This is a genomic window from Mucilaginibacter phyllosphaerae (genome assembly GCF_004378255.1).
Lineage (GTDB): Bacteria > Bacteroidota > Bacteroidia > Sphingobacteriales > Sphingobacteriaceae > Mucilaginibacter > Mucilaginibacter phyllosphaerae.
Genome location: NZ_SNQG01000001.1, coordinates 163,951 through 186,719 on the forward strand (window position 1 = coordinate 163,951; position 22,769 = coordinate 186,719).

Below are 22,769 nucleotides of genomic sequence, written 5' to 3' on the forward strand. Positions count from 1 at the left end.
TTAAAGCGTTTTTAATTTTATCACTTTAAAAGTATTGGGCGCAACACTAAGCTTTACGGCTTTGCCATTAACCACCATTGTGCTGGTAATGGGGCTTATTGCCATCGGTTTATCCAAAGAGTTCATAATGGTTTTATCTGTATTCCCCAATGATATCATTGTAGCCCTGCCGCTGATGTTTATCCCGCTGATGTTAAATTCTACCGATTGGCTTTTGTCTGTACTATTTACAAACTTTATGATCAGTTCTTTCTTGCTTTTATCCAAACAGGCGGTGGCATAACTACCATCCTGGCCGCTAACTGCTTTATCACCATCTAAAAGCGGTATTACATCCGTGCCTTTATTTAATGAATATAGTTGCTGCACGTAATAATTCGGCGTACCGTATGATCGCAGATTGTCAAACCAAATCAAATCGGGTGTCCATTGCCAGGCATCCACATGGGCAAATAAAGGTGCATAGGATGCCATTACAACCACATCTGCATTACGCTCCAGGCCGGTCATAAAAGCAGCTTCGGCTAATGCACATTCCAGCGTATTCTTGTTATCAGGGCTGCCTGTGGTTTTGCTTTGGGCAGCATACTCGCCTGCAAAGATCTTAGGCCCCTTACGGTCATAATTATCATACCGGTTGGCATGATCTAAAAACCACTTTGGCGAATTGTAATAATGCTCATCTAAAATATCGGCATTAAGCCCCCTGAAGGTGGTATTAAGCAGATCAAATTCCTTACCCGATGCATAGGGGCCTACGCTTGATATGATCTGGATATAGGGGTACTTATCTTTAATAGCCTTGGTAAACACCTTCCACCTGTCGATATACTGCTCGCCCCATTGCTCATTACCTACCCCCATCATTTTTAAATTAAATGGTTTAGGGTGGCCCAGATCTGCCCGCAATTTACCCCACTTCGTATTTAAGCCGCCATTGGCAAACTCTATCAAATCAAGTGCATCCTGCACATAAGGGTCTAACTTATCCAGGGCTACCAACTGGCCGGTATTAAACTGGCAGGCCATACCGCAATTAAGAATAGGTAAAGGCGATGCGCCAATATCCTCGGCAGTTAAAAAATATTCCATAAAACCCAGCCCAAATGTTTGGTAATAATCAGGCGTAGGGCGATGGGCAAATTCGGTATTCCAGCGGTTAATGATATTTTCGCGTTTATCAATATCGCCTATACTTTTCTTCCACTGATAACGGTTAGCCAGATCGCGGCCCTCAACAATACAACCACCCGGGAAGCGCAGGAAGCCGGGTTTCAGATCTGCCAGTTTTTGTACCAGATCTGCCCGTAAGCCTGCAGGCCGGTTCTTCCAGGTATGTGCCGGGAATAATGATATCATATCCAGGTCTACACTGCCTTTGCCCTTTAACCATACAAATAACGATGCCTTGCTATCAGTAGCGGTAGCCACAAATTGTACATGGTACTTTTGCCAGTTGGTTGATACCGGCGCCAGTTGCGCCTTACCAATTACCAGGCCCTTTGCGCTATGCAATTCAACCTGTATAGCCGTACTGTTTTTTGACGGTTTGCGCGCCATTACTGTAAAGTTATAGGTTTCGCCTTTTTTAATACCCATACCCCGGAATCCCTCGTTTGATAACCCAAAGTAACCAGCCGGCGAGGTAACATCCACCGTTATTACATGCGGGTTCTCGGGCCTGTCGTCGGCCCTGTTCACTACCGTTACTTTACCGGCACCACCGTTCTTTTGCTGTTCTTTCCAGCCGGTTAATGCCGTGTTAAATTCAAAAGAGCGGTTTTTAACCAGTTCGGCATAAACACCACCGTCGGCAGCCATATTAATATCTTCAAAAAATATCCCATACATATATGGGGATACCTTTGCCTTTACCTGGTTTGCAGCAATGGTGTAAACTTTTGTTTGCTGGCAAATACCCGCAAAGCAAACAAAGGTTAAGGCAAAAAGTATAATAACTCTTTTCATATCAGATCTTTTTTGGGGTTGATACCGGTTCTGGTAAACTATTTTTCAACGCTGAATTTATAGGTACTTACAGTATGATAAGCCTGCCCCGGCAGTAATGTAGTGGACGGAAACGCCGGCTGATTTGGAGAATCAGGAAAATGCTGGGTCTCCACACATAAGGCCGAACGATATGCATAGGCAATACCGCCTTTACCCTTCTTTTCTCCATCCTTAACAAAATCACTATCCTTTATAAAATTACCGCTGTAAAACTGCAGGCCCGGCTCGCCGGTATATATTTCCATTTTAATGCCGGTTACAGGGCTTGTTAAAGTTGCCACCGGCTCGCCGCCTTTATGCTTGTTCAATACAAAGTTATGGTCATACCCTTTGCCATATTCCAGCTGTTTATCTTTAATGGCAATATCCCGCCCAATAGTTTTAGCGGTAGTAAAATCAAAAACCCCACCTTTTACCGGTTGTATTTTGCCGGTTGGTATCAACGTACTGTCTACAGGCGTGTAGGCATCCGCATTTATTTGTAGCAGGTGATTAGTAATTCCTTCTGTACTTACTGCGCCATTTAAATTAAAATAGGCGTGGTTGGTAAGGTTAACCACCGTTGCCTTATCGGTTGTGGCGTTATAGGCTATCTCTAACGAATTATCGTCTTTAAGCGTATAAGATACAACTACCTTAAGATTACCGGGATATCCTTCCTCCCCATCTTTAGACAGGTAGGATAACTCCAGCGTTTGTCCGTTTACTTTGGTAACATCCCAAACCTGTTTAAAAAATCCTTTGGCCCCGCCATGTAAGGAATTCGGCCCGTCATTTATGCTTAACTGATAAGCCTTACCATCAAGCGTAAATTTGCCTTTGGCAATGCGGTTACCATATCTGCCTATTAATGCGCCGAAGAAATTCTCCTTCATTTCGCGGTAGTTCGTTAAATTATCATAGCCTAAAACCACATCTACCGGTTTACCATCTTTATCCGGTACAAGCAAGCTTACCAGGCGGCCGCCGTAATTGGTAATGGCAGCCTCTGCACCGCTTTTATTTTTCAGCGTATATAGTTTCACCTGCTTATCATCAACTTTCCCGTTAAAAGCCGTGCTATCCGGAATGGTATAGGCAACACTATCGGCTGGGGTTGCAGTCTGTTTTTGTTTGGATGCATTATTACAGGCCACGGTCAATAAAATACCTGCTGCAAATAGGGTGCTGTTAAAAAAAATCTTACGCATAATTTTTTTATTTTTTAATAGCGGGCTTATAACCCGTATTTGATGTTTATAATTAGATCGCTACTCTCTTCCCTTACCAGAATTTTACATAAAGCATAGCAACTAAAAATAAGGTTACTACGATCAACGCAAGGGTTGATTTATCGACCTTAAACATTTGTTTAGGTATCTCCAGTGCTTTAGGGTTTATTTTAGGGCCGGCAAAACTTACAATAACCATTACCAAAACCGTAAAGAAGAACGATAAGCCCATACAGATGAGGAATGGAATTTGCCAGGTGCCTTTAGCATCACCGGTTGGGAATGCGGTGTATAACAGTGTTTCGTGGCCGAATATGGCCGGTGCAAAATTGTTAAACAATACCGACATGGCGAAGCTGGTTAAGATCCCCACTATGGCAGCCGTACCTGTGGTACGTTTCCAAAAGAAACCTAATATGAATATGGCAAAGATACCCGGACTAATATAACCGGTGTACTTTTGAATGTAAGTAAAACCTCCCTCTCCGCTGATGCCCAAAAGATCTTTCCAGGTGAGTAAGATAGAGAAGAACAGCGCCGCCACAATTACCAGTTTGCCTACAACAACCATCTTTTTTTCGCTGGCCTCTTTTGCGATATGCTTTTTATAAATATCAAGCGTAAAAATAGTACTGATGCTGTTTGCCTTACCCGCAAGCGATGCCACAATAGCGGCAGTAAGCGCTGCTACCGAAAGCCCCTTTAAGCCGGTTGGTAAAAATCCCAACACCGCCGAATAAGCGTTATCAGAATTAAAATGCCCGCCGGAATTCATCTCTTGCTGTAAACCGCCATTTTTATAGATAACATAGGCTGCAATGCCAGGCAACACCACGATGATGGGCATAGCCAGTTTCATTAAACCGGCAAACAGGATACCTGTACGCGCAGTTTTAAGATCGGCACCCAAGGCTCTTTGCGTAATGTATTGGTTACAGCCCCAGTAGTTCAGGTTCACTATCCACTGGCCGGCAAAATACATGGCTATACCCGGCAAAGCCAGGTATTTGTTGATCTCGGCCTGTGGTGCACCCGGTTTGGGTTTTTCCATTATCATCTTAAAGTGATCCGGCGCGGCCTTAAACATGGCACTTAAACCTTTCAGGGCGCTATCGCCAAAACCAAAATGCTGGCTTACCAGTGTCAAAGCAATATATGTGGTGGCCAGGCCGCCAACAACTAAAACCAACACTTGTATCACATCGGTATAACCAATAACTTTCATCCCGCCAAGGGTGATAAATAAGGCAAATATGGCCAGTGCGATAATGATCTCGTGGAGATACCCGCCACCAGCAAGGCTGTTGATAGCCAGTGCGCCCAGGTAAAGTATTGATGTTAAGTTTACCAGTACATACAGCAGCAGCCAAAAAATGGCCATAATAAAGCTCACCGTTTCGTTATAACGGGTGTGCAAAAACTGCGGCATGGTAAATATTTTGTTTTTGAGGAAGATGGGGATAAACCAAACTGCCACGATGATCAACGCAATAGCGGCTATCCACTCGTATGCGGCAACGGCCAAACCAACGGCAAAGCCCTGCCCGCTGGTACCAATAAACTGCTCTGCAGAGATATTTGAAGCGATAAGTGATGCGCCGATGGCCCACCAGGTTAAAGAGCCTTCTGCAAGAAAGAAATCCTTACTATCTGATACCCCTTTATTTTTTTTGCGGCTGTAAACCCAGTACCCGTAGCCGGATACTACGATAAAATAGATCACAAAAATGGTGTAATCTATGCCTGTAAACTTGTTCATATTTTAATTTAATTAGGTTTAATTGGTAAACAAAACAGGCAGCCATCTCCCATCCGGCTGCCTGTTTTGATGAATTTCTATTTATACGCTATCTCGTTCCAACGCAATTCATTTCTAAACTGCTCTATCGTAGTGCCTTTGCCTATACGTAAAAATTCGATTCCTGCCATATCTGCAAAATCCTGCAAATGCTCGGCAGTTAAATTTTGGCTGTAAGCGGTATGGTGCGCGCCACCTGCATAGATCCAGGCTGCACAGCCGGTTTTCATATCGGGCAGTGGTTTCCAAAGCACCCTTGCCACCGGCAATTTAGGTAAATCATTTTGTGGTTCAACAGCTTCTACTTCATTTATTAATAAGCGGAAACGGTTACCCATATCTATTAACGATGCATTCAAGGCATTACCCGATGCTACATTGAACACTAAACGGGCCGGATCAGCTTTGCCGCCAATACCTAACGGATGCACCTCTAATGCGGCTTTACCATTAGCCAAAGATCCATCAATCTCCAGCATGTGCGATCCTAACACCAGTTGGTTATCAGGGTCAAAATGGTAAGTATAATCTTCCATAAAGGCGTTGCCGCCGGCAAGGCCGCTGCCCATTACTTTAAAGGCACGTACCAGCGCGGTTGTCTTCCAATCGCCCTCGCCGGCAAAACCGTAGCCATCGGCCATCAGGCGCTGTGCGGCTATACCAGGCAGTTGTACCATTCCGTGCAGGTCTTCAAACGTATCTGTAAAACCTTTAAAGCCACCATCCTGTAAAAACTTACGCAGGCCAAGCTCAATTTTAGCAGCCTCGAAAACAGATGCATGTTTATCCCCGCCGCTTTTAAGTGAGGCATCCATCGTATAAGTATTTTCATACTCATCGGTCAAAGTTTTTACTTCTGCTTCGCTAATGCTGTCTATTACCGCAACCAGGTCACCAATGCCATAAGTATTTACCGAAAAGCCAAATTTGGTTTCGGCTTCTACCTTATCACCATCTGTTACGGCTACAAAGCGCATATTATCGCCAAAGCGGGCAAATTTGGCACCCTGCCAATCATACCAGCCAGCGGCGGCACGTGCCCAGCTTTCTACCTGGCCCAATAATTCAGGGTCTTGCCAGTGGCCAACCACCACCTTGCGGTTTTTGCGCAGGCGCGATACCATAAACCCAAACTCACGGTCGCCATGCGCACTTTGGTTCAGGTTCATAAAATCCATATCTATCGAACTCCACGGAATATCGCGGTTATACTGGGTATGCAGGTGCAGCATAGGTTTCTGCAGGATATTCAATCCCCTGATCCACATTTTGGCTGGAGAAAAGGTATGCATCCAGGTGATGATACCGATACAGTTTGGCGCCACGTTAGCCTCCTGCAGGGTATTGTAAATTTCGTCGGTTGATTTTACTACCGGCTTATATACCACACGCACCGGGATATTACCCGCGTTGTTTAGTCCATCTGCAATGTGTTGTGAGTGTATAGCTACCTGCTTAAGGGTTTCCTCGCCATATAAGTTTTGACTGCCGGTAATAAACCATACTTCAAACGTTTTTAAATCTATCATTATAATATTTAGTGATTGAGTGAATTATTGATTTAGTGATTTTTTATTGTGGTGATAGTTTCAACAAGGCCGATCCGTGCAGATTAATATCCTCGCTGTAGCCTTTTTTAAACCGGCCGGCGTCCTGCTTTTTCCATAGGTTGCGCACTTTCACGTTGCCTTTTAGGCCAAGTGCAGCAAAATCTACCGATACCTTTTGGTTGCTATCGCCGATATTGAACAGGGCTACATACACATCTTTGCTTCCCTGCACATGCGAGTACCACACCATTGCACCATTCTTTTTATAAAGCTGCTTGGGGTTTTCTCCCTGCTGGTTTACGGCAAGCACTTCTGCATTGGTAAATAGCTTCAATTCCAGTTCGCGGTTCTCGGGCAGGTTGCCACCTATCATTAGGGGCGAACGGTAAATGCTCCAAAAGGTCATGTGGGTGTATTGCTCATCTTCGGTAAAGCGGCTGTAGCGCTCCTGGCCAACCGGGCCGCGTTTAGATAGCTTCCCTATTTGTATCATATCACAATCAGGCCAGTGGCCGGGGCCACCCACGCCCTCCCAGTTTTTAGCGTAATCAAACATGTGCAGTATCTCTTTCCAGTTATCCCAAAAATCATCGGCCATGCGCCACATGTTGGCATATTTGGTAGCGTGTGCAGCCTGTGCAACGGGTGTTTCGCCGGGCGACAGGCTCAGTACCATCGGCCTGCCGCAATTGGCTATAGCCTTTTTATAACCTTCTACTTCAGCAGCGCTGTATGGGCGCGACAGATCATCAACTTTAATGAAATCAACTCCCCAAGAGGCATACAGTTCCAATATTGAATTTAAGTATTCCTGTGCGCCGGGTTTGCTCATGTTTAAACCATACATGTGGTTCATCCAGGGGCATTTGGAGTTTGTATCGGCAACCATATCGGCAGTAATGCCATTAGTACCTTTAACCGGCGACTTTGACCATACCGCCTGCCTTGGGATGCCGCGCATTACGTGGATACCAAACTTTAAGCCTTTGCTATGCACATAATCTGACAGTGGTTTAAAACCATCCCCCTTAAAAGCAGATGGAAATTTGTTGGGCTGTGGCAATAGCCTTCCCCATTTATCCATCGTAAGCCAGGGCACGTAAGAGCCATCTCCCAGCCTTAGCTGAAACGGGTTACCAATGTTGCTGCCCGGCGGATTATCGTACGACCATAAGAAGTCAACCACGATATACTCCCATCCATAGGTCTTTAGGTTTTGGGCCATGTAATCGGTATTGGCCTTCACCTCATCCTCGTGCACGGCGGAACCAAAGCAGTTATAGCTATTCCAGCCCATAGGCGGTTTTGCTGCAATTAAGCTTTGTGCCGATGTATTCTGGCTAAACCATGCGCAGGCTATCAATATAAACAGGTAACGAAACTTCATATATGATTTAAATTCTAAAACTTTAAACGTTATTAAATTTACTACTCACTATTCACCATTCTCTAACTCTGCCCATAATAAGAAGCCGGGCCGTGTTTACGTTCAAAGTGCTTTTTTATTAGTGCGTCTTTAAGGCGGGGGGCATTGGCGTTTATCTGCTGGGTAAGATAGGCCATGTGGGCAACGTTCTCTAACACCGCGCTGTTGTAAACAGCTTTTTCAGCTGTTTTACCCCAGGTAAAGGGCGCGTGATTACCAACCAGTATCATCTCCACTTCTTCGTAACTTAAGCCAAGTTCCTTAAAATGATCCATGATCTGAAAACCGGTTTGGTATTCATAATCGCCCTGTATCATGTCATCGCTCATCGGCGGTGCACAGGGAATATCAGCCGTAAGGTGATCGGCATGCGTGGTACCAAATATGGGTATGCAGCGCTGCGATTGCGCCCAGGCCGTAGCAAAAGTAGAATGGGTATGCACTATCCCGCCGATTTTTGGCCAGTGCTTATACAATACCGCATGTGTTTTGGTATCTGATGATGGGCGCATCTCGCCCTCAATGGTATTACCATCAAAATCTACGATCACCATTTTATCCGGCGATAATTCATCGTAAGGCACGCCGCTTGGTTTAATGGCAAATACGCCGGCTTCCCTATCTGCAGCGCTTACATTGCCAAAAGTAAAAAGTACAAGTCCCAATTTTGGCAACTGCATATTAGCCTCAAAGGCTTTTTGTTTAAGTTGTGTGTAAAGGCTCATTTTAGGCGTTTTGCAGCTGTTTTTGTGCTTTTAAAGACGTTTGCTGGGCGATATATGCGCCAAAAGTTTTGTATTGTTCGTAACGTTTTTGGTAAACCGCGTGCAATTGTTCATTAGGTTCATAGCTTTCTTCAAAGCCGCGCCCCATGGCTTTCATGGCGGTTTCTACATCAGGATAAACACCGGCTACTACGGCTGCAAACATGGCAGCACCCAAGGCACAGGTATGTGTAAACTGATGAATGCGAATAGGCATACCTAATACATCAGCCATCATTTGCATTACGTAGGGCGATTTTTTGGCCACCCCGCCAATACCGATAATACCTTTAACCGGGATACCTTCGCTGATGAAACGGTCTACAATGCTCTTGGCCCCAAAGCAGGTAGCCTCGGCTAAAGCACGGAATACCCGCGGGGCATCGCTGCCTAAATTCAATCCGCTGATGGCCCCCTTTAACTCCTGGTTGGCATCCGGTGTGCGGCGGCCGTTAAACCAGTCAATCGCCAGTTCATTATCCTCATCCACAGGCAACAAAGCCGCCTGCCTGCTCAGTTCAGGTATTATCAAAGCTGAAAGTTCTTCTTTCAGCGCATTTGCAGTAGCAGCATCAATAACGGTAGCTTTATCCAGCAGGTTATTAATAGGCCATGACAGCAAACTTTTAAACCAGGCGTAAGTATCGCCAAAAGCAGATTGCCCTGCTTCTAAACCTGCCATACCCGGTATAACAGAACCATTTACCTGCCCGCAAATACCTTTAACAAGCGTCCCTTCAATTTCATCTGATGGCGCAACCAAAATATCGCACGTTGATGTACCCATCACCTTACTTAAAAAATAAGGTTCTATCTGCCCGCCAACTGCGCCCATGTGCGCATCAAAAGCACCTGTACCTACTACTACATCCGTACTAAGGCCCAGGCGTTCTGCCCATTCTGCGCTTAAGTTTCCGGCGGCTTTATCTGCTGTAAAAGTTTCTTTATAAAGCTTTTGGGTGATGCCCGTCAGCAACGGATCAAGTGAGCTAAAGAATTCATCCGGCGGAAGGCCGCCAAATTCCTCTGCCCAAAGGGCTTTGTGCCCTGCCGAGCAACGGCCGCGTTTAATATCGGATGCTTTAGTACCGCCTGTTAGCAGAAACGGTACCCAGTCGCAATGTTCTACCCAGGAATACAAGGCAGATGCCACATTATTATCAACCCTTAAAACGTGTAAAAGCTTCGCCCAAAACCACTCAGACGAATAAATACCACCTACATATTTCAAATAGTTGGTATCAAAGTTTTCGGCATGAGCATTTATTTCGGCTGCTTCTTTTATAGATGTATGATCTTTCCATAAAACAAACATGGCATTAGGGTTAGTTTTAAACTGGGGCAACAATGCAAGCGGTGTGCCTGTGGCATCAACCGCTACCGGGGTTGACCCGGTGGTATCTACCGATATGCCTTTTATATATTTGGCTATGGCTTTACCCCCGGCTTTTTCTATACAATCTTTTATGGTGTTTTCCAACCCCTCAATATAATCTAAAGGGTGCTGCCTGAATTGGTTTACAGACGGATTGCAATATAAACCATCGCGCCAGCGGGGATAATAAAATACAGATGATGCAAGTTCTTCGCCGTTTTGGCCGTTAACAATTACTGAGCGTACAGAATCTGACCCATAGTCGACCCCGAGCAAATAAGCGGTTTCCATAAATTGGTTTATAATTATTGTCTAATTAACACTTATTATTTCTTTTTTTCAAATAAAACCTTAAAATATATTTTATAATCAGGCTAAAGTCCTTTATTTTCAGCAAAAAAAGCCTGCGGCTATTAAGGCCTGCAGGGAGAAGGACGAAAACATAAAGAGCTTAAAGGAAGTTATTGCACTTAACTTGCAGCGTCAGCAAATCAAGCGTACGCTTTACCAATAGCATTCCGGCAAATTATTTCAGCAAGCCCTGCAGATAAGCACTGGTGTAATCTGACGAAAAGTTTAAAATATTAGGCAGATGAGCAAACTCGTCGGGCTGATGTGTTGTGGTTAATATTACACATTGCATTTGCGCATTAAAGGCCGCCTCCGCCCCTTTTGGCACATCCTCAAAAACAAGGCAGTCGGCAGATGATACGCCAAGCAATCCTGCGGCCTTTAAAAAGGTTTCGGGATGGGGCTTGCTGATCTTTACATGATCAGCGCTTACAATAGCCGAAAAATATTTACGGATATTCAGGTTATCCAGCACAAAATCAATATTAAACGGTATTGCCGCCGAAGCTATAGCCATCGGGATGTTATTCCGGTAAGCCTTTTCTATAAATCCGGTTAAACCCGGCAACAGCTTCAACTCCGGTAAAAATGCTTGCTGATACAGCCGTTCTTTTTCAAAAGAAAGTTCTGTTATCTGCTCGTCGGTAAAATAACCTTCACCAAACATTCTTATCAAAACTTCGCTATTTTTACCATACATATTCTGTTTAACCTGTTCAAAGGTAAAGTTACCTCCAAGTTGGTTGTTCATTATATCCTTCCATGCATTGGTGTGATACAGCATATCATCTATCATGGTTCCGTTAAGATCGAATATCAAGGCTTTCATACGGCGCCAAACTTACAAAGCCACATTGGTGATTAAAATTTTTATTCTGATTTTAAAAGATCTATTTATAAAATACTGCCGCAAACTATCTGTTTTACTTTAGTTTAACCGGACTAATACCTACATGTGTGGGAATAACCTGCTGGATAGCGCCGTTGCTATTAAAAGTAAGTTTATTTATACATACCTCGCGGTTATAACCTGCCGCATCGCCCATGGTAATTCCTTTAGGGTAAGTAAAGCGATGATAAACGATGTACCACTCATCCCTGCCGGGAATTTGGATCACCGAGTTATGGCCTGTTCCATAAATACCGGCTGCCGGGTTTTTAGCTATCACTACATTATTTTTCGGCACTTTTATAGGGCCCAACGGCGAATCTGAAGTACCGTAATGCACACTATAATCCGGGCTGCGGGTGTCATTTTCAGACCACATAAAGTAGTAAATACCCTTGCGGTAAATAACATAGGTACCCTCATTGTAATTTTTATGCGGCGTTAATATTTTAGTGGTGTTAGGCTTTAACGATACCATATCGTCGTTCAGTTCGGCGCCGGCCATATAGCCGTTGCCCCAATACAAGTAGTTCTTGCCTGTTTTGGGGTCGTTAAAAACATCTGCATCTATTTGCTGGCCGCCCTTAACGCCTGCCGGCAGACTATCAATTAAAGGCTTGCCCAAATCAACAAACGGGCCTTTCGGGCTATCGGATGTAGCCACGCCAATTTTTTGCCCGGCTGCAAAATAGTAGAAGTATTTGTAAGCCCCATTTACCTTTCTTTCGATGATGCACGGGGCCCAGGCGTTCTTCTTTGTCCAGCTTACATCTGTTTGCAGATCCAGTATCTTGCCCTCATCTTTCCAGTTAACCAAGTCGGCAGAAGAAAAGGCTTTAAAGTACGTGCCCGACCAACCGTCGAATCCATCGCTGGTAGGATACAAATAAAACTTACCGTCTTTTTCAGCATACAATATCTCGGGGTCGGCATAGTAACCGTTACCTATAGGATTATGAGTTTCGGTTGCGCTAACCGCATAAACCTGTGGCTTTTTATTACCGATAGTTACCGTATAATTTACAGCACCTTTGGTAAAATCCTGTGTTGATGATGGCCTTACTTTTATACCGGGGAAGATATTGAACGCCGGATCAAATTTCTTCAAATTTGTACCGGGGTTTACCATCAGCATAAGTTTACGGTTAATGGTATCTATCGCAATATTATTTTTTTTGATCTGCTTGTTTGTGGCTGATAACAACACATCGCCGGCATTTGCCCATTTTTGGGTTAAAGCTGCTGCCTCTTTAACGGTAACGGGCATCACTGTACCATGGCGCGGATGAAAATCCATCGTTACATCGTCATCAATAGTTTTAAAATTCTCCAGGTCGCTGCTGCGGGTAAACTGATATTTACCTTCTGTATAACGGTCATACATCAGGATGTAATCCGGGCCGTTGTTCAGCTTAAAAACGCCCGCCCCTTCTACCGGCGAAGTGGTTTGCTGCACGTATTTATCAATCATCATATAGCCTTCTGTCAGTTTATCAGATACGGCTATCTTTATTCCTTTACCTTTATCTTCGGTTTTAAAAAACAGGTGGTACTTGCCGTCTTTATATATAATGTCACCATCTATACAAGCGCCTCCGTCTGGTTTAAAAAATAATTGTTTCGGCACGGTTTCCAGCCCGGTAAAATCCTTTTTGGCATACGCGTAATAGATCTTATCCGCATCGTTACCAAACCGCATCGACCAATAGATCATATATTTATTAAGCTTCGGATCATAGATAGTCTGCGGTGCCCAAACGCGGTTTACCGCTGCAAATTCTTTAAAAGTTTCGGGTACATTCACTACATGCGATTGCCAGTGGATCAAGTCGGTAGATTTTAAAAGCACCATGCCATAATCCGGCCCCCAGCCAAACTTATCGGTATTCATATCTGTAGCCAACATGTAAAACGTCTTTCCATCCGCACCACGTAAAATATGCGGATCGCGCACGCCACCTGTAGCGCTGATAGTGGCCGAGTTTAGCACAGGCTTATTGTGGTTAAGCGCCCTAAAGTTATAACCATCGTTACTTAAGGCAAAGCGGATGGCTTCCCCTGCCTTGTCACCTGTAAAATAAGTAAACAGGTAAGCACTATATGGCCCCTTAGCCGTGTGCTTTTTTGACTGAGCATTGACACTTAATGGACTTAAAACAGCAATAGAAATTATTGTTAAAAAGGATTTCACTGTTAACCAGTTATTCATGTTTGGATATATATATTATGTATTTAATTTATTTTCTGCAGCACCCAGACCCCTACCTTATTACCCTGTATCAAACCATTTTCAATAGCATCTTTAAAGTGTATACCACCTAAAAAGCGCGAATTTGCCGCCTCATTTGCCGCCTGCCCGAACGAGCTGAACTTGCGGGATGGGATGCCGTAATTAACCTCGATATTGTCTGTATAACTAAATTTGGGGCCAAAATAATGTGCAAGTATAGCCGCCGAAGTTGCCGAAACTACAGAATGCCCGCTGCTATATTCCGGGAACGGCGGGGTTTGTAAAAAAGGTTTCCAATGCGGGTCGATATATTTACGGATAGCAGTTTCTGGCCGGATACGGTTGGTTCTATATTTATCGGCCCAGCAGCTGATAAAGCCATCCATCAGCCCTATAGATACCATGGTGGTAACCTGCGCCGTTTTGTTAAAAGAAGCTTTTGACTGTTTACATGCAATACCGGTAATGCCCAACCAATGTGCCCCCGGCGAGATTTTTTTTAAACCCATAACCATATGCCCGTCATTCTGTACGGCAAATGGGTTGCAATCCCAAAAGTTGGCTACATCTTTCTCTCCCCTTGTTAATCCATTTTCCCCTTTGGCATAATTTAAAAGCATAAATTTATAAAACCGACTGTTTTTATCTTTAGAAAACGGAACCGGGGAAACCGAAATAAATTGAAAAGAAGAATCGAGCGTTAAGGGCCTTACGGTATAAAAATAAGGCTCTACCGGGGCCATATAAGATGGAGGTGTGGGATCCCAGGTGCCCAGATCATTCTTTGGGGTATAACGCGGATAATTGCTTATCTTCCTGTACCCATCAGCCTTGGCATATTTTAATATTTGCTTACTGATAGCTGTTGCATAATTTAATGAGCTATCTATCATAGCATCATCAAAACCCAATGCCCTGCACGAATCCAAAAATGCCTTTTCATCCTTTTTAAGTAAAACGCCGGATGGTTGCAGCATCTGTGCTGTTTTGTACATAGCAAGCACCGCGCTAAGCTGATAGTTAGCTGCTATAGAAGCAGATACAAGCTTTATATCCGGATAGCTGTTTAATACGCCATGCATGTTTTTCAAGCTTGCATCGTTTTGCGCAACCACCTCATAACCAGCCAGGCAAGTATAGGCAAAAAACCGTGCAGCCAGGGGCGGGTTGGTTACATCATGCACCATTATATCAGTCATCTGGGTTACTACCTTACTGATATCTGCCCCATTTAGTTGCGGTGCCTTAGCCGGTTTACAACCACATAGCAACAGCAAAAAACTAAACAACAACGCTATAAATAAGTGGATCCTCATGATAATTTATTGCCGGTATGCTTTAATCCCTTTGCCATTAACCCCAAACAGATATGCACCATTTACCTCCATTACAGATCGCACATCCCCCGTTAATTTAAACCCGGATGTTTGCTGCGGAATGTAGCTAAACTTACCTTTGCCATCGCCTTTTAAAAGCACGCCGTAATTTGCATCATATTTGCCAAACCTTACGCGGGTATGATCCATATTGCCGCAAAGCAGCAGGTCGGTATTGCCGTCTTTATCATAATCTAAAGTGGTTGTGGTAAAAACAGGTGCATACTGTGCTTGCGGCGGAAGTGTTGCGTTTAATAAACGATTATTTTTACCATTGCTGATAAAACAGGCCGTGGCCAGATAATTAGCCGTTAAGCGCCCTGCACCTTTCATTTCTTCGGGTGTAAAAACTACGTTTATGGGTGCGTCTGCATAGCTGTTATAATCAGGGAAACGCGGGCGCATGGTGCTCATCTGGTCCAGCAGTTCATCGCGCGTAATGTAGGGGTAACTTTTATGCTGAATGTAAAAACACAATATCGGGTCTATAGATCCATTATCATCAAAGTCCTTGTAATACATTTCCGCAGGCTCTTTATCAGTAACATTGCATTGGGTATTCAGGCCCATATTTCCTGCTAAAATATCCGGTTTACCGTCTTTATTTACATCCGTAACGGTTAAGCAATTCCACCAGCCCGAGTAGGTTTTATCAAAGTATTTATTGGTCGCGTTTATAGTTTTCCGCCTTTATTCTCAAAGATCATAATAGGCATCCATTCCCCTGCAATAATTAAGTCGGGCGTCTTGTCGCCGTTCATGTCGGCCCATTCGGCACAGCTAACCATACCTATATGTTTTAATGAGGGATTGATCGCCTCCGTTTTATCAGTAAAATGCCCCTTTCCATCGTTTATCAAAATATAACTTTCGGGGGGTTGCGGATAATTGCCCGGTACCACCCTGCCGCCAACAAACAGATCGGCAAAGCCATCGCCATTAATATCTGCTGCCTTTACACAACCTTTACTGCTCAGCATTTTAGGCAATGTATTTAAACTTTTTATAAAGTTGCCCTTCCCGTTATTAAGGTAAAGCCTGTCCTGCAGCATGGGGTCTGTAGCCGTATAATCGTTATATCCTCCGGAGCATACGTAAAGGTCCGGTTTGCCATCGTTATTGGCATCAAAAAACAGGGCCGCCGTATTGGTACATTTACTATCTGCCGTAAAAGCAGGTTGTGATGTTAAGGTAAACCCACCGCCTTTTTGTTGCAAGTATAAACTACCCGCTTTACCACTGTCGCCGCCAACATAAATATCGTCCAGGCCATCACCATTTACATCGGCCTTTGCCAGGCAAGGCCCCGAAAACGATAACGGGTTAACCATCAATGGCTGGCGTTTAAAATCGTTCACACTGCTTTTTGCACTTGTATATTTAAAGGGCGCGGGTATTTCTTTAAACAAGGCTTTTTGTACCGATGGCTTTTTACTAATCACTAATGCATTTCTTTCGCTGAGGGTGAGTAACTGATCTGCCTTTAGGTTAACCAATGTTTGCACTTTACCGCTTTGCCATATTACCCTTATAGAATCTGCCCTGGTATCTGCACCCAAACCAAAGTGCAAAACCGTAGTAACGGTAGACTGGTAGCCGCGCGTAGGCATCTGCTCCAGGTATTGTTTCTTATTTTTAGCGTAGATGATAAGCTTTGCGCCTATCCCCTGTGTATTTTTAGCTTCCCCGGCCAGCTTTACCGACAGATAACGATTTTTACTTTGCGCCTGCGAATTATTTTGATAGATGAAGGCAGGCTTGTTAACATTATTTACCACCAGATCAAGGTCGCCATCATTATCCAGATCGGCATAGGCTGCCCCATTGCTATTGGCCGGCTGGTTAATACCCCAAACCGTACTTACATCTGTAAAAGCCGAGTTGCCCGCGTTTCTGAAAAAGTAGCTTTTTACATCAGATGAAGGCATTTTTTCTACCAGGTTCAGCAAATCCTGCCGCATAGCCTGCCTGTTTCGCAGGTTATCGCCCACATATTTAAGGAAATCCATATTGGTGTAATCGCGGGTGTAGCCGTTGCTTACAAACATATCCTTCCAGCCGTCATTATCGTAATCGGCAAAAAGGGGCGCCCAGCTCCAGTCGGTATTTGATACGCCGGCAAGCTGGCCAATTTCGCTAAAAGTATTGTTACCATTATTTTGTTGCAACATATTGCGCATATACTGGTAATAAAAGCCTACCCGCAGGCTTAGGTTAAAAGCCTCGTAATTATCAGATGCAAAGAGCATTTTCTGGCGGCGGTTATCTGCAGGCAGCATATCCAGCGAATAAATATCGGGCAGCAGATCATTATTAAAATCGGCTACATCGTTACCCATTGATGAAAAAGAAGTATGGCCTATCTGCATTTGCAATTCATCAGTAAATTTACCTTTACCGTTGCTGATATATAATCTGTCGGGTATATTATAATCATTGGAGATGTAAATATCAGGGTTACCGTCGCCGTTTATATCAGCTATGCCTGCAGCCAGGCCGTAAGACAAAGAAGTATTGACAATGCCTGCCGCCGCTGTTACATCTGCAAAGAAACCGTTGTTGTTTTTCAGCAGCCTGATGCCCGATTCCGGGTCGGTTTTGCTCATCAGATCTGCCACAGATACTTCGTCCAGTATATTCTCGCGTTTAGGGTTATGGTTTATCAGCAACAGATCAAGGTCGCCGTCTTTATCATAATCAAAAAAATAGCCCTGTGTACTAAACGATGAAAAGTTGAGGCCGTAATTTGCAGCCATTTCTTTAAACACAGGCACACCATTAGCATCATTGCCCTGGTTAATGAATAGCTGGTTGCCCCGCTTCTGGGCCCTTAACTTACCCGAGTAACATACATAGATATCTAATTTACCATCGCCGTTTACATCGGCAAAACTAACACCTGTTTTCCACGGCCCCGGCCTGCCGGCAACACCTGCGGCAGCGGTAACTTCTGCAAACTGAAGCTCGCCTTTGTTTAGATAAAGCTTATTATCTGTCATGTTACCGGTAAAGTACAGGTCCTGCAGGCCATCACCGTTCAGGTCGCCAACGGCTACCCCGCCACCGTTATAAAAATATTCGTACATCAGTACGTTGGTGTTTAATCCCTCGGTTAGCGTGTTGCTAAAATCAACATGGGTTTTATCTGCCGGTAAAAGCGTAAAAAGCGTATTTGTTGTTTCGCTTTCGCCGGGCGGAGCAGATTTTTTACAGCCAAATAAAACAGCCAAACAAAGCATAACAGCTACCAGACGCTTTGCCTGCATCAATCCCATTACATTACCCGCAAACCTTTTAAACATCGTACGCTATTGTAATTTATCAAGAATGGGTTTGTCCAATCCGTTCAACTCCTTTATTCCGGGTTTTATCAGTTCAAGCACTACCACATCGTTAGTTGTTTTAAGCCACTCCTGCGGTACATAAACGGTTTGCTGCGGCCCTACCTGCCAGTAACGGCCCAGGTTGTGCCCGTTAACCCATACTACCCCTTTGCCCCATTTACTCATGTCCAGGTAGGTATCAGCAACTTCTTTTAGGTTAAAGCTGCCTTTTGTTATAACCGGCGATGTTACAGCGGCATTATTGCCATTAACTTTAATACTGTTGATATTATTCATAGGTAAGCTATACATTTTCCAGTTGCTAACCTCTTGTTTGTTAAAACTTACCTGGCCGGTTATACCTTTTTTGTTTTGCAGCAGGTATTTACCAAAGTTTATGCGGCCTAAATTTTCTACCAAAATATCAACCGTTACCTTGCCTTTAGGCAGGTTAATAGCCAGACTATCCTGTTTTAAGCGACGGTCTAATATACCAACAGTTTTGCCATTCAGCATAATGATGGCATAATCGCGCAGGCCATCTATTTTTAAAATTCCGTTTTGGCCACCTTTTAACACAGTACGATATAAAACAAAACCATAGTCTTGCGACAGGTCTTCAAAAGTTAGCGGTTTACTATTGGTTTTTGGTGCCGGTAATACCTGCAATAAATTAACGCTTTGTGTTAGTTTAATAGCCGGGATATTGATGGATTTTTTTGCTGCAGGCACTGGCGGCAATGTTTGCCCGGCAGGCATGCTTTTTTGTATCACCTGCCTAAACGCCATAAATTTGGGTGTTGCATTACCGGCCTCATCTAAGGGCGCATCGTAATCATAACTGCTTATCTGTGGTTCAAAAGGGTCTTTATCATTATAGTTTGCCCCATTCATAAAGCCACGGGTAGTACCGCCATGAAACATATACATGTTGATAGATATACCCGCTGCCAAAACAGAATCCAGCCTGCCTACGTATTGCGATGCCGGTACGGTGTGGTGTTTAGTTCCCCACCAGTCAAACCAGGCCGGGTACCATTCTGCTATAAAGAAAGGGCCTTTACCATTATGGTTCTCCCTGATCAATCTCTTCACTTTATCAACCTGGTCTACGCCGTTAATGGCAGGCAGAAGCCCCGGTAAATGGCCATCTTTTATGGCAGCTTCGGGGTCGCAGGTATATAGCAGGCCATCAAAACCGGCGTCAATAAACATTTTGCGGTTCAAGTCCAGGTATTCTTTATCATTGCCATAAGATCCGTACTCGTTCTCTATCTGCACCATTAAAATATTACCGCCGTGGTTAACCTGCAATGGTGCCAGTTGTTTGCCCACCTGGTTAATATATTCGCGGTATTCTTTCAGGTATTGCTGCTCTTTACCCCTTACTTCTAAACCTCGCTCGTTTTGCAGCCAATATGGGTAGCCACCGAACTCCCACTCGGCGCAAACGTATGGGCTTGGCCTTAAAATAACCCAAAGGCCTTCCTCCCGGGCATCATTTACAAAGGCGGCAATATCATTATTGCCTTTAAAATCATAGATCCCTTTTTGCGGCTCGTGTACATTCCAAAACACATAAGTGCCTATGGTATTTAGCCCCATAGCCTTAGCCATTTTCATACGCTGGCGCCAGGCTTCGCGCGGAACGCGGGTATAATGAATCTCGCCGGAAATGATCTGTAATGGTTTACCATCCAGCAAAAAGGTACTATCGCCTAAAGCAAAACTGTGCTTATTATTTTGGGCTTTAACGTTAACACCCGTTAATAAGGTAAATAAGATGAGTATTTTAAAAAGCTTCATAAAAATTAAACTGTAACAAGATTTGTATTTGAAAGACAGGTGCTTATTTTACTGTTAAAATTACGGTTGATGTTTGCAGCCCTGCCGAACTTAGCTGTACCGTAACTTTACCCGGTTTGCCGCTAGTTTGTATATAGGCCAGTAACCTACCGTGTAACGCTGCCCTTACCGGCGACTGATAACCTTCGTGGCTGCTTGTGCTACCGCTTTCCAGTCCCAATAATTTTGCCGGACCGCTAACACTTACTTTAACCTGATTTTCTGCCTCAAATACCGGGTTGCCGTTTTTATCGGTTATCTGTATCTCTACCTGGCTAAGGCCTGTAGTGTTTTTAGCAAATATGGTAGCATCTGCTAATGCTTTGATGTTGGATGCCCCGGCACTCGTTTTAATGGTATAAGCGCCTGCCTGGATGCCGTTGTTATAACCCTTTACCATTAATTCGCCCGGCTCATAGTCAACCTCCCATGAAGGTATTTTGCCTTTTGCTGTGCTGCGTGATTGTTTACCTAACGATTTGCCATTTAAGAAGAGTTCTGCTTCCTGGCAATTGGTGAAACAATCTACACGCATTTTACTGTTTGCAGGCCAGTTCCAAACCGGCTGAATAGATTTATGGCTCCAGATGCCTCTGTCTTCCGCTTTTTTAACCTCGCGGGCTCCTATATAAACCATAGGCTTTGCAGCCCAAATGCTTTGCCTGTAATAATACTCGGGCTTTTTAAAAGCTGCCAGATCTAATAACCCAGCACCGTTGCTGCGTTGCGGCCATTTACCGGCCTCGCCTAAGTAATCTATGCCTGTCCACAGGTATTGTGCCGAGATGTATTCATTGCTGTCTACCGCTGCCCATGCCTGTGTTGCCATGCCGTTCTCGCTGCCATAAATAATACGGTTAGGATATTTTTTGTGATCTTCGGGATAACGGTACTCCTGGTAATTATAGCCTACTACATCAAGCTCCTCGGGGAAACCAACCTCGTTAGACATTACCACACCGGCCAGCGCAGCAGTAACCGGGCGTGTTTTATCAATAGCTTTTACCGCCTTAACCAGTTGCCGGGCAATTACAGTAAGCTGGCTTGCGGCAGGATGATCGGCCAGATAGCCTTTGCCATAGATCTGCGGGTTTCTTCCGGTGTTTAATATCTCGTGTGTGTAAGGATCGTTAGGGTAATCAATTTCGTTACCGATGCTCCACATGATGATGGAGGGATGGTTACGTGTACGCAGTACCATATCCTGCACATCACGGTCTGCCCATTCTTTAAAGTAAGTATGGTAACCGTCTTTTGAGGGTGTGCCTACATTCCAGCCCTTTACCCATTTATTTTTACCCAGTTCCCATTCATCAAAGGCCTCATCCATCACTAAAAAGCCCATGCGGTCGCTCAGGTCATACAAGTAATCGGCGTGGGGGTTATGGCTAAGGCGTAAAGAATTCACACCGGCTTCTTTTAATATTTTAAGACGACGCACCCATACTTCCTGCGGTACCGCAACGCCCAACGCCCCTGCATCATCATGGATACAAACACCTTTTAGCTTGGTGCTTTTACCGTTTAAAAAGAACCCTTTATCTTTATCAAACTCAATGCTGCGGATACCTACCTGCTGGTTTATTTCGTCTATTGCTTTACCATTACGGGTTAATTGCACCTGCAATTTGTATAATGACGGATTTTCTGCATCCCATAAACGTGGCGATATAATATTACCATCAAATTCCATCTCTTTACTGCCTGATTTTAAATTAAGCTGCTTTTGTAGGGTAGCAGCAGTTTTACCGGTGTTATCAACCAGGTTTACCTTAACGGTTACCGCCGCAGTTGTTTTAGTGCTATTGGTTACCTTAACCTTTATATTTATATCCGCTTTTTGTGCAGAAACTTTAGGGGTAGCAAAAGCAACATCCCACAAACCGATGTGCACAGGGTTCTTGACAACTAAGTAAACATTCCGATAAATACCCGAGCCGGTGTACCACCTGGAATCGGCAAAGTCGCTGTGGTCAGCCTTTACAGTTAAAGTATTTTTGCCTTTATAATTCAGGTATTTAGAAAGATCATACTGAAAAGCGATGAATCCGTTTGGCCTTTTGCCAAGATAATGGCCATTTATCCAAACCTCGCTGTTTTTGTAAACGCCATCAAAATAAATATCAACCTGTTTGCCCCGCCACTCGGCATCGGCAGTAAATGTTTTTTTGTACCAGCCTATACCACCAGGTAAATAACCGGTGGCACTGGCCCATTCATCGCTAAAGGGTTGTTGTATGCTCCAGTCATGCGGCAGATCAACCGTTTGCCATTGGGTACTGTTAATTGCACTTTGGCCGCCGGGTATATCCCCCTGGTGAAAGCCCCAGCCCTGGTTAAACAGTACCGGTTTACCTAAATTTTGCGCCTGTAATAAAACCGGGAATAAGATGCCCGCTAATAAGTAAAAATAATGATAAGTTATTTTTTTCATCATGTAAATTATTGCGATGTGCTATTGCTGCACAATTTGCCATTGTTGATTATTACCGCCGTTTGCCGGCCATTGAATAATTGATGCACCTGCCGTTGTTACGGCGCCGTTAACATCAAGCATAAGCGTGCTGTTACGATTAGTGGCTTTGTATATACCCGGGGTAACCGCATCAAGCTGCCATTGC

14 protein-coding genes and 1 pseudogene are annotated in these 22,769 nt (G+C 44.2%); all 15 read right to left on the minus strand.

Features of this window, described 5'->3' with window-relative positions:
• Positions 1–1,968: an alpha-L-arabinofuranosidase C-terminal domain-containing protein gene (locus tag E2R65_RS00690; RefSeq protein WP_134334555.1), complete on the minus strand. Its 1,968-nt coding sequence runs from the start codon at positions 1,966–1,968 to the stop codon at positions 1–3.
• A 38-nt stretch (positions 1,969–2,006) separates the two neighbouring features.
• Complete coding sequence (locus tag E2R65_RS00695) at positions 2,007–3,200, minus strand: aldose epimerase family protein (protein ID WP_134334556.1); 1,194 nt, start codon at positions 3,198–3,200, stop codon at positions 2,007–2,009.
• 73 nt (positions 3,201–3,273) lie between these two features.
• Positions 3,274–4,980 carry a sodium:solute symporter family transporter gene (locus E2R65_RS00700; RefSeq protein WP_134334557.1) on the minus strand — a complete coding sequence of 569 codons (1,707 nt, stop codon included), beginning with the start codon at positions 4,978–4,980 and terminating at the stop codon, positions 3,274–3,276.
• Positions 4,981–5,057: 77 nt separating this feature from the next.
• Positions 5,058–6,548, minus strand: a complete 1,491-nt coding sequence (gene araA, locus E2R65_RS00705) for an L-arabinose isomerase (protein ID WP_134334558.1) — start codon at positions 6,546–6,548, stop codon at positions 5,058–5,060.
• A gap of 43 nt (positions 6,549–6,591) precedes the next feature.
• Positions 6,592–7,956 carry a glycoside hydrolase family 27 protein gene (locus E2R65_RS00710; protein WP_134334559.1) on the minus strand — a complete coding sequence of 455 codons (1,365 nt, stop codon included), beginning with the start codon at positions 7,954–7,956 and terminating at the stop codon, positions 6,592–6,594.
• Positions 7,957–8,018: 62 nt separating this feature from the next.
• Positions 8,019–8,720 carry an L-ribulose-5-phosphate 4-epimerase gene (locus tag E2R65_RS00715; RefSeq protein ID WP_134334560.1) on the minus strand — a complete coding sequence of 234 codons (702 nt, stop codon included), beginning with the start codon at positions 8,718–8,720 and terminating at the stop codon, positions 8,019–8,021.
• 1 nt (position 8,721) lies between these two features.
• Positions 8,722–10,425 (minus strand): ribulokinase, encoded by a 1,704-nt coding sequence (locus tag E2R65_RS00720; RefSeq protein ID WP_134334561.1) that lies wholly within the window; start codon positions 10,423–10,425, stop codon positions 8,722–8,724.
• A 235-nt stretch (positions 10,426–10,660) separates the two neighbouring features.
• On the minus strand, positions 10,661–11,314 hold the full coding sequence (locus tag E2R65_RS00725) for an HAD family hydrolase (protein ID WP_134334562.1): 654 nt from the start codon (positions 11,312–11,314) through the stop codon (positions 10,661–10,663).
• 94 nt (positions 11,315–11,408) lie between these two features.
• On the minus strand, positions 11,409–13,583 hold the full coding sequence (locus E2R65_RS00730; protein WP_134334563.1) for a family 43 glycosylhydrolase: 2,175 nt from the start codon (positions 13,581–13,583) through the stop codon (positions 11,409–11,411).
• Positions 13,584–13,606: 23 nt separating this feature from the next.
• A complete protein-coding gene (locus E2R65_RS00735) occupies positions 13,607–14,920 on the minus strand; it encodes a vanadium-dependent haloperoxidase (protein ID WP_134334564.1) in 1,314 nt (437 codons plus the stop codon).
• Positions 14,921–14,926: 6 nt separating this feature from the next.
• Entirely contained in the window at positions 14,927–15,550 is a 624-nt protein-coding gene (locus tag E2R65_RS19760; RefSeq protein WP_204986256.1) for a hypothetical protein, read from the minus strand.
• A 104-nt stretch (positions 15,551–15,654) separates the two neighbouring features.
• Positions 15,655–18,282 carry a VCBS repeat-containing protein gene (locus E2R65_RS00740; protein WP_204986257.1) on the minus strand — a complete coding sequence of 876 codons (2,628 nt, stop codon included), beginning with the start codon at positions 18,280–18,282 and terminating at the stop codon, positions 15,655–15,657.
• A 6-nt stretch (positions 18,283–18,288) separates the two neighbouring features.
• On the minus strand, positions 18,289–20,109 hold the full coding sequence (locus E2R65_RS00745) for a glycoside hydrolase family 35 protein (RefSeq protein ID WP_134334565.1): 1,821 nt from the start codon (positions 20,107–20,109) through the stop codon (positions 18,289–18,291).
• Between the two features lie 43 nt (positions 20,110–20,152).
• Positions 20,153–22,585 (minus strand): sugar-binding domain-containing protein, encoded by a 2,433-nt coding sequence (locus tag E2R65_RS00750; RefSeq protein WP_204986258.1) that lies wholly within the window; start codon positions 22,583–22,585, stop codon positions 20,153–20,155.
• Positions 22,586–22,603: 18 nt separating this feature from the next.
• Positions 22,604–22,765 (minus strand): annotated as a pseudogene (locus E2R65_RS00755) (RICIN domain-containing protein); the annotation flags it as partial.
• Positions 22,766–22,769 lie beyond the last annotated feature (4 nt).

Excerpts from the sequence above, each read along its gene's own strand:
- E2R65_RS00720 (WP_134334561.1), bottom strand. The coding sequence starts at position 10,425 with ATGGAAACCGCTTATTTGCTCGGGGTCGACTATGGGTCAGATTCTGTA.
- E2R65_RS00735 (WP_134334564.1), bottom strand. The coding sequence starts at position 14,920 with ATGAGGATCCACTTATTTATAGCGTTGTTGTTTAGTTTTTTGCTGTTG.
- E2R65_RS00750 (WP_204986258.1), bottom strand. The coding sequence starts at position 22,585 with ATGATGAAAAAAATAACTTATCATTATTTTTACTTATTAGCGGGCATC.
- E2R65_RS19760 (WP_204986256.1), bottom strand. The coding sequence starts at position 15,550 with ATGGGCCTGAATACCCAATGCAATGTTACTGATAAAGAGCCTGCGGAA.
- E2R65_RS00695 (WP_134334556.1), bottom strand. The coding sequence starts at position 3,200 with ATGCGTAAGATTTTTTTTAACAGCACCCTATTTGCAGCAGGTATTTTA.
- E2R65_RS00740 (WP_204986257.1), bottom strand. The coding sequence starts at position 18,282 with ATGTTTAAAAGGTTTGCGGGTAATGTAATGGGATTGATGCAGGCAAAG.
- E2R65_RS00690 (WP_134334555.1), bottom strand. The coding sequence starts at position 1,968 with ATGAAAAGAGTTATTATACTTTTTGCCTTAACCTTTGTTTGCTTTGCG.
- E2R65_RS00725 (WP_134334562.1), bottom strand. The coding sequence starts at position 11,314 with ATGAAAGCCTTGATATTCGATCTTAACGGAACCATGATAGATGATATG.
- E2R65_RS00715 (WP_134334560.1), bottom strand. The coding sequence starts at position 8,720 with ATGAGCCTTTACACACAACTTAAACAAAAAGCCTTTGAGGCTAATATG.
- E2R65_RS00710 (WP_134334559.1), bottom strand. The coding sequence starts at position 7,956 with ATGAAGTTTCGTTACCTGTTTATATTGATAGCCTGCGCATGGTTTAGC.
- E2R65_RS00745 (WP_134334565.1), bottom strand. The coding sequence starts at position 20,109 with ATGAAGCTTTTTAAAATACTCATCTTATTTACCTTATTAACGGGTGTT.
- E2R65_RS00730 (WP_134334563.1), bottom strand. The coding sequence starts at position 13,583 with ATGAATAACTGGTTAACAGTGAAATCCTTTTTAACAATAATTTCTATT.
- E2R65_RS00700 (WP_134334557.1), bottom strand. The coding sequence starts at position 4,980 with ATGAACAAGTTTACAGGCATAGATTACACCATTTTTGTGATCTATTTT.
- araA (WP_134334558.1), bottom strand. The coding sequence starts at position 6,548 with ATGATAGATTTAAAAACGTTTGAAGTATGGTTTATTACCGGCAGTCAA.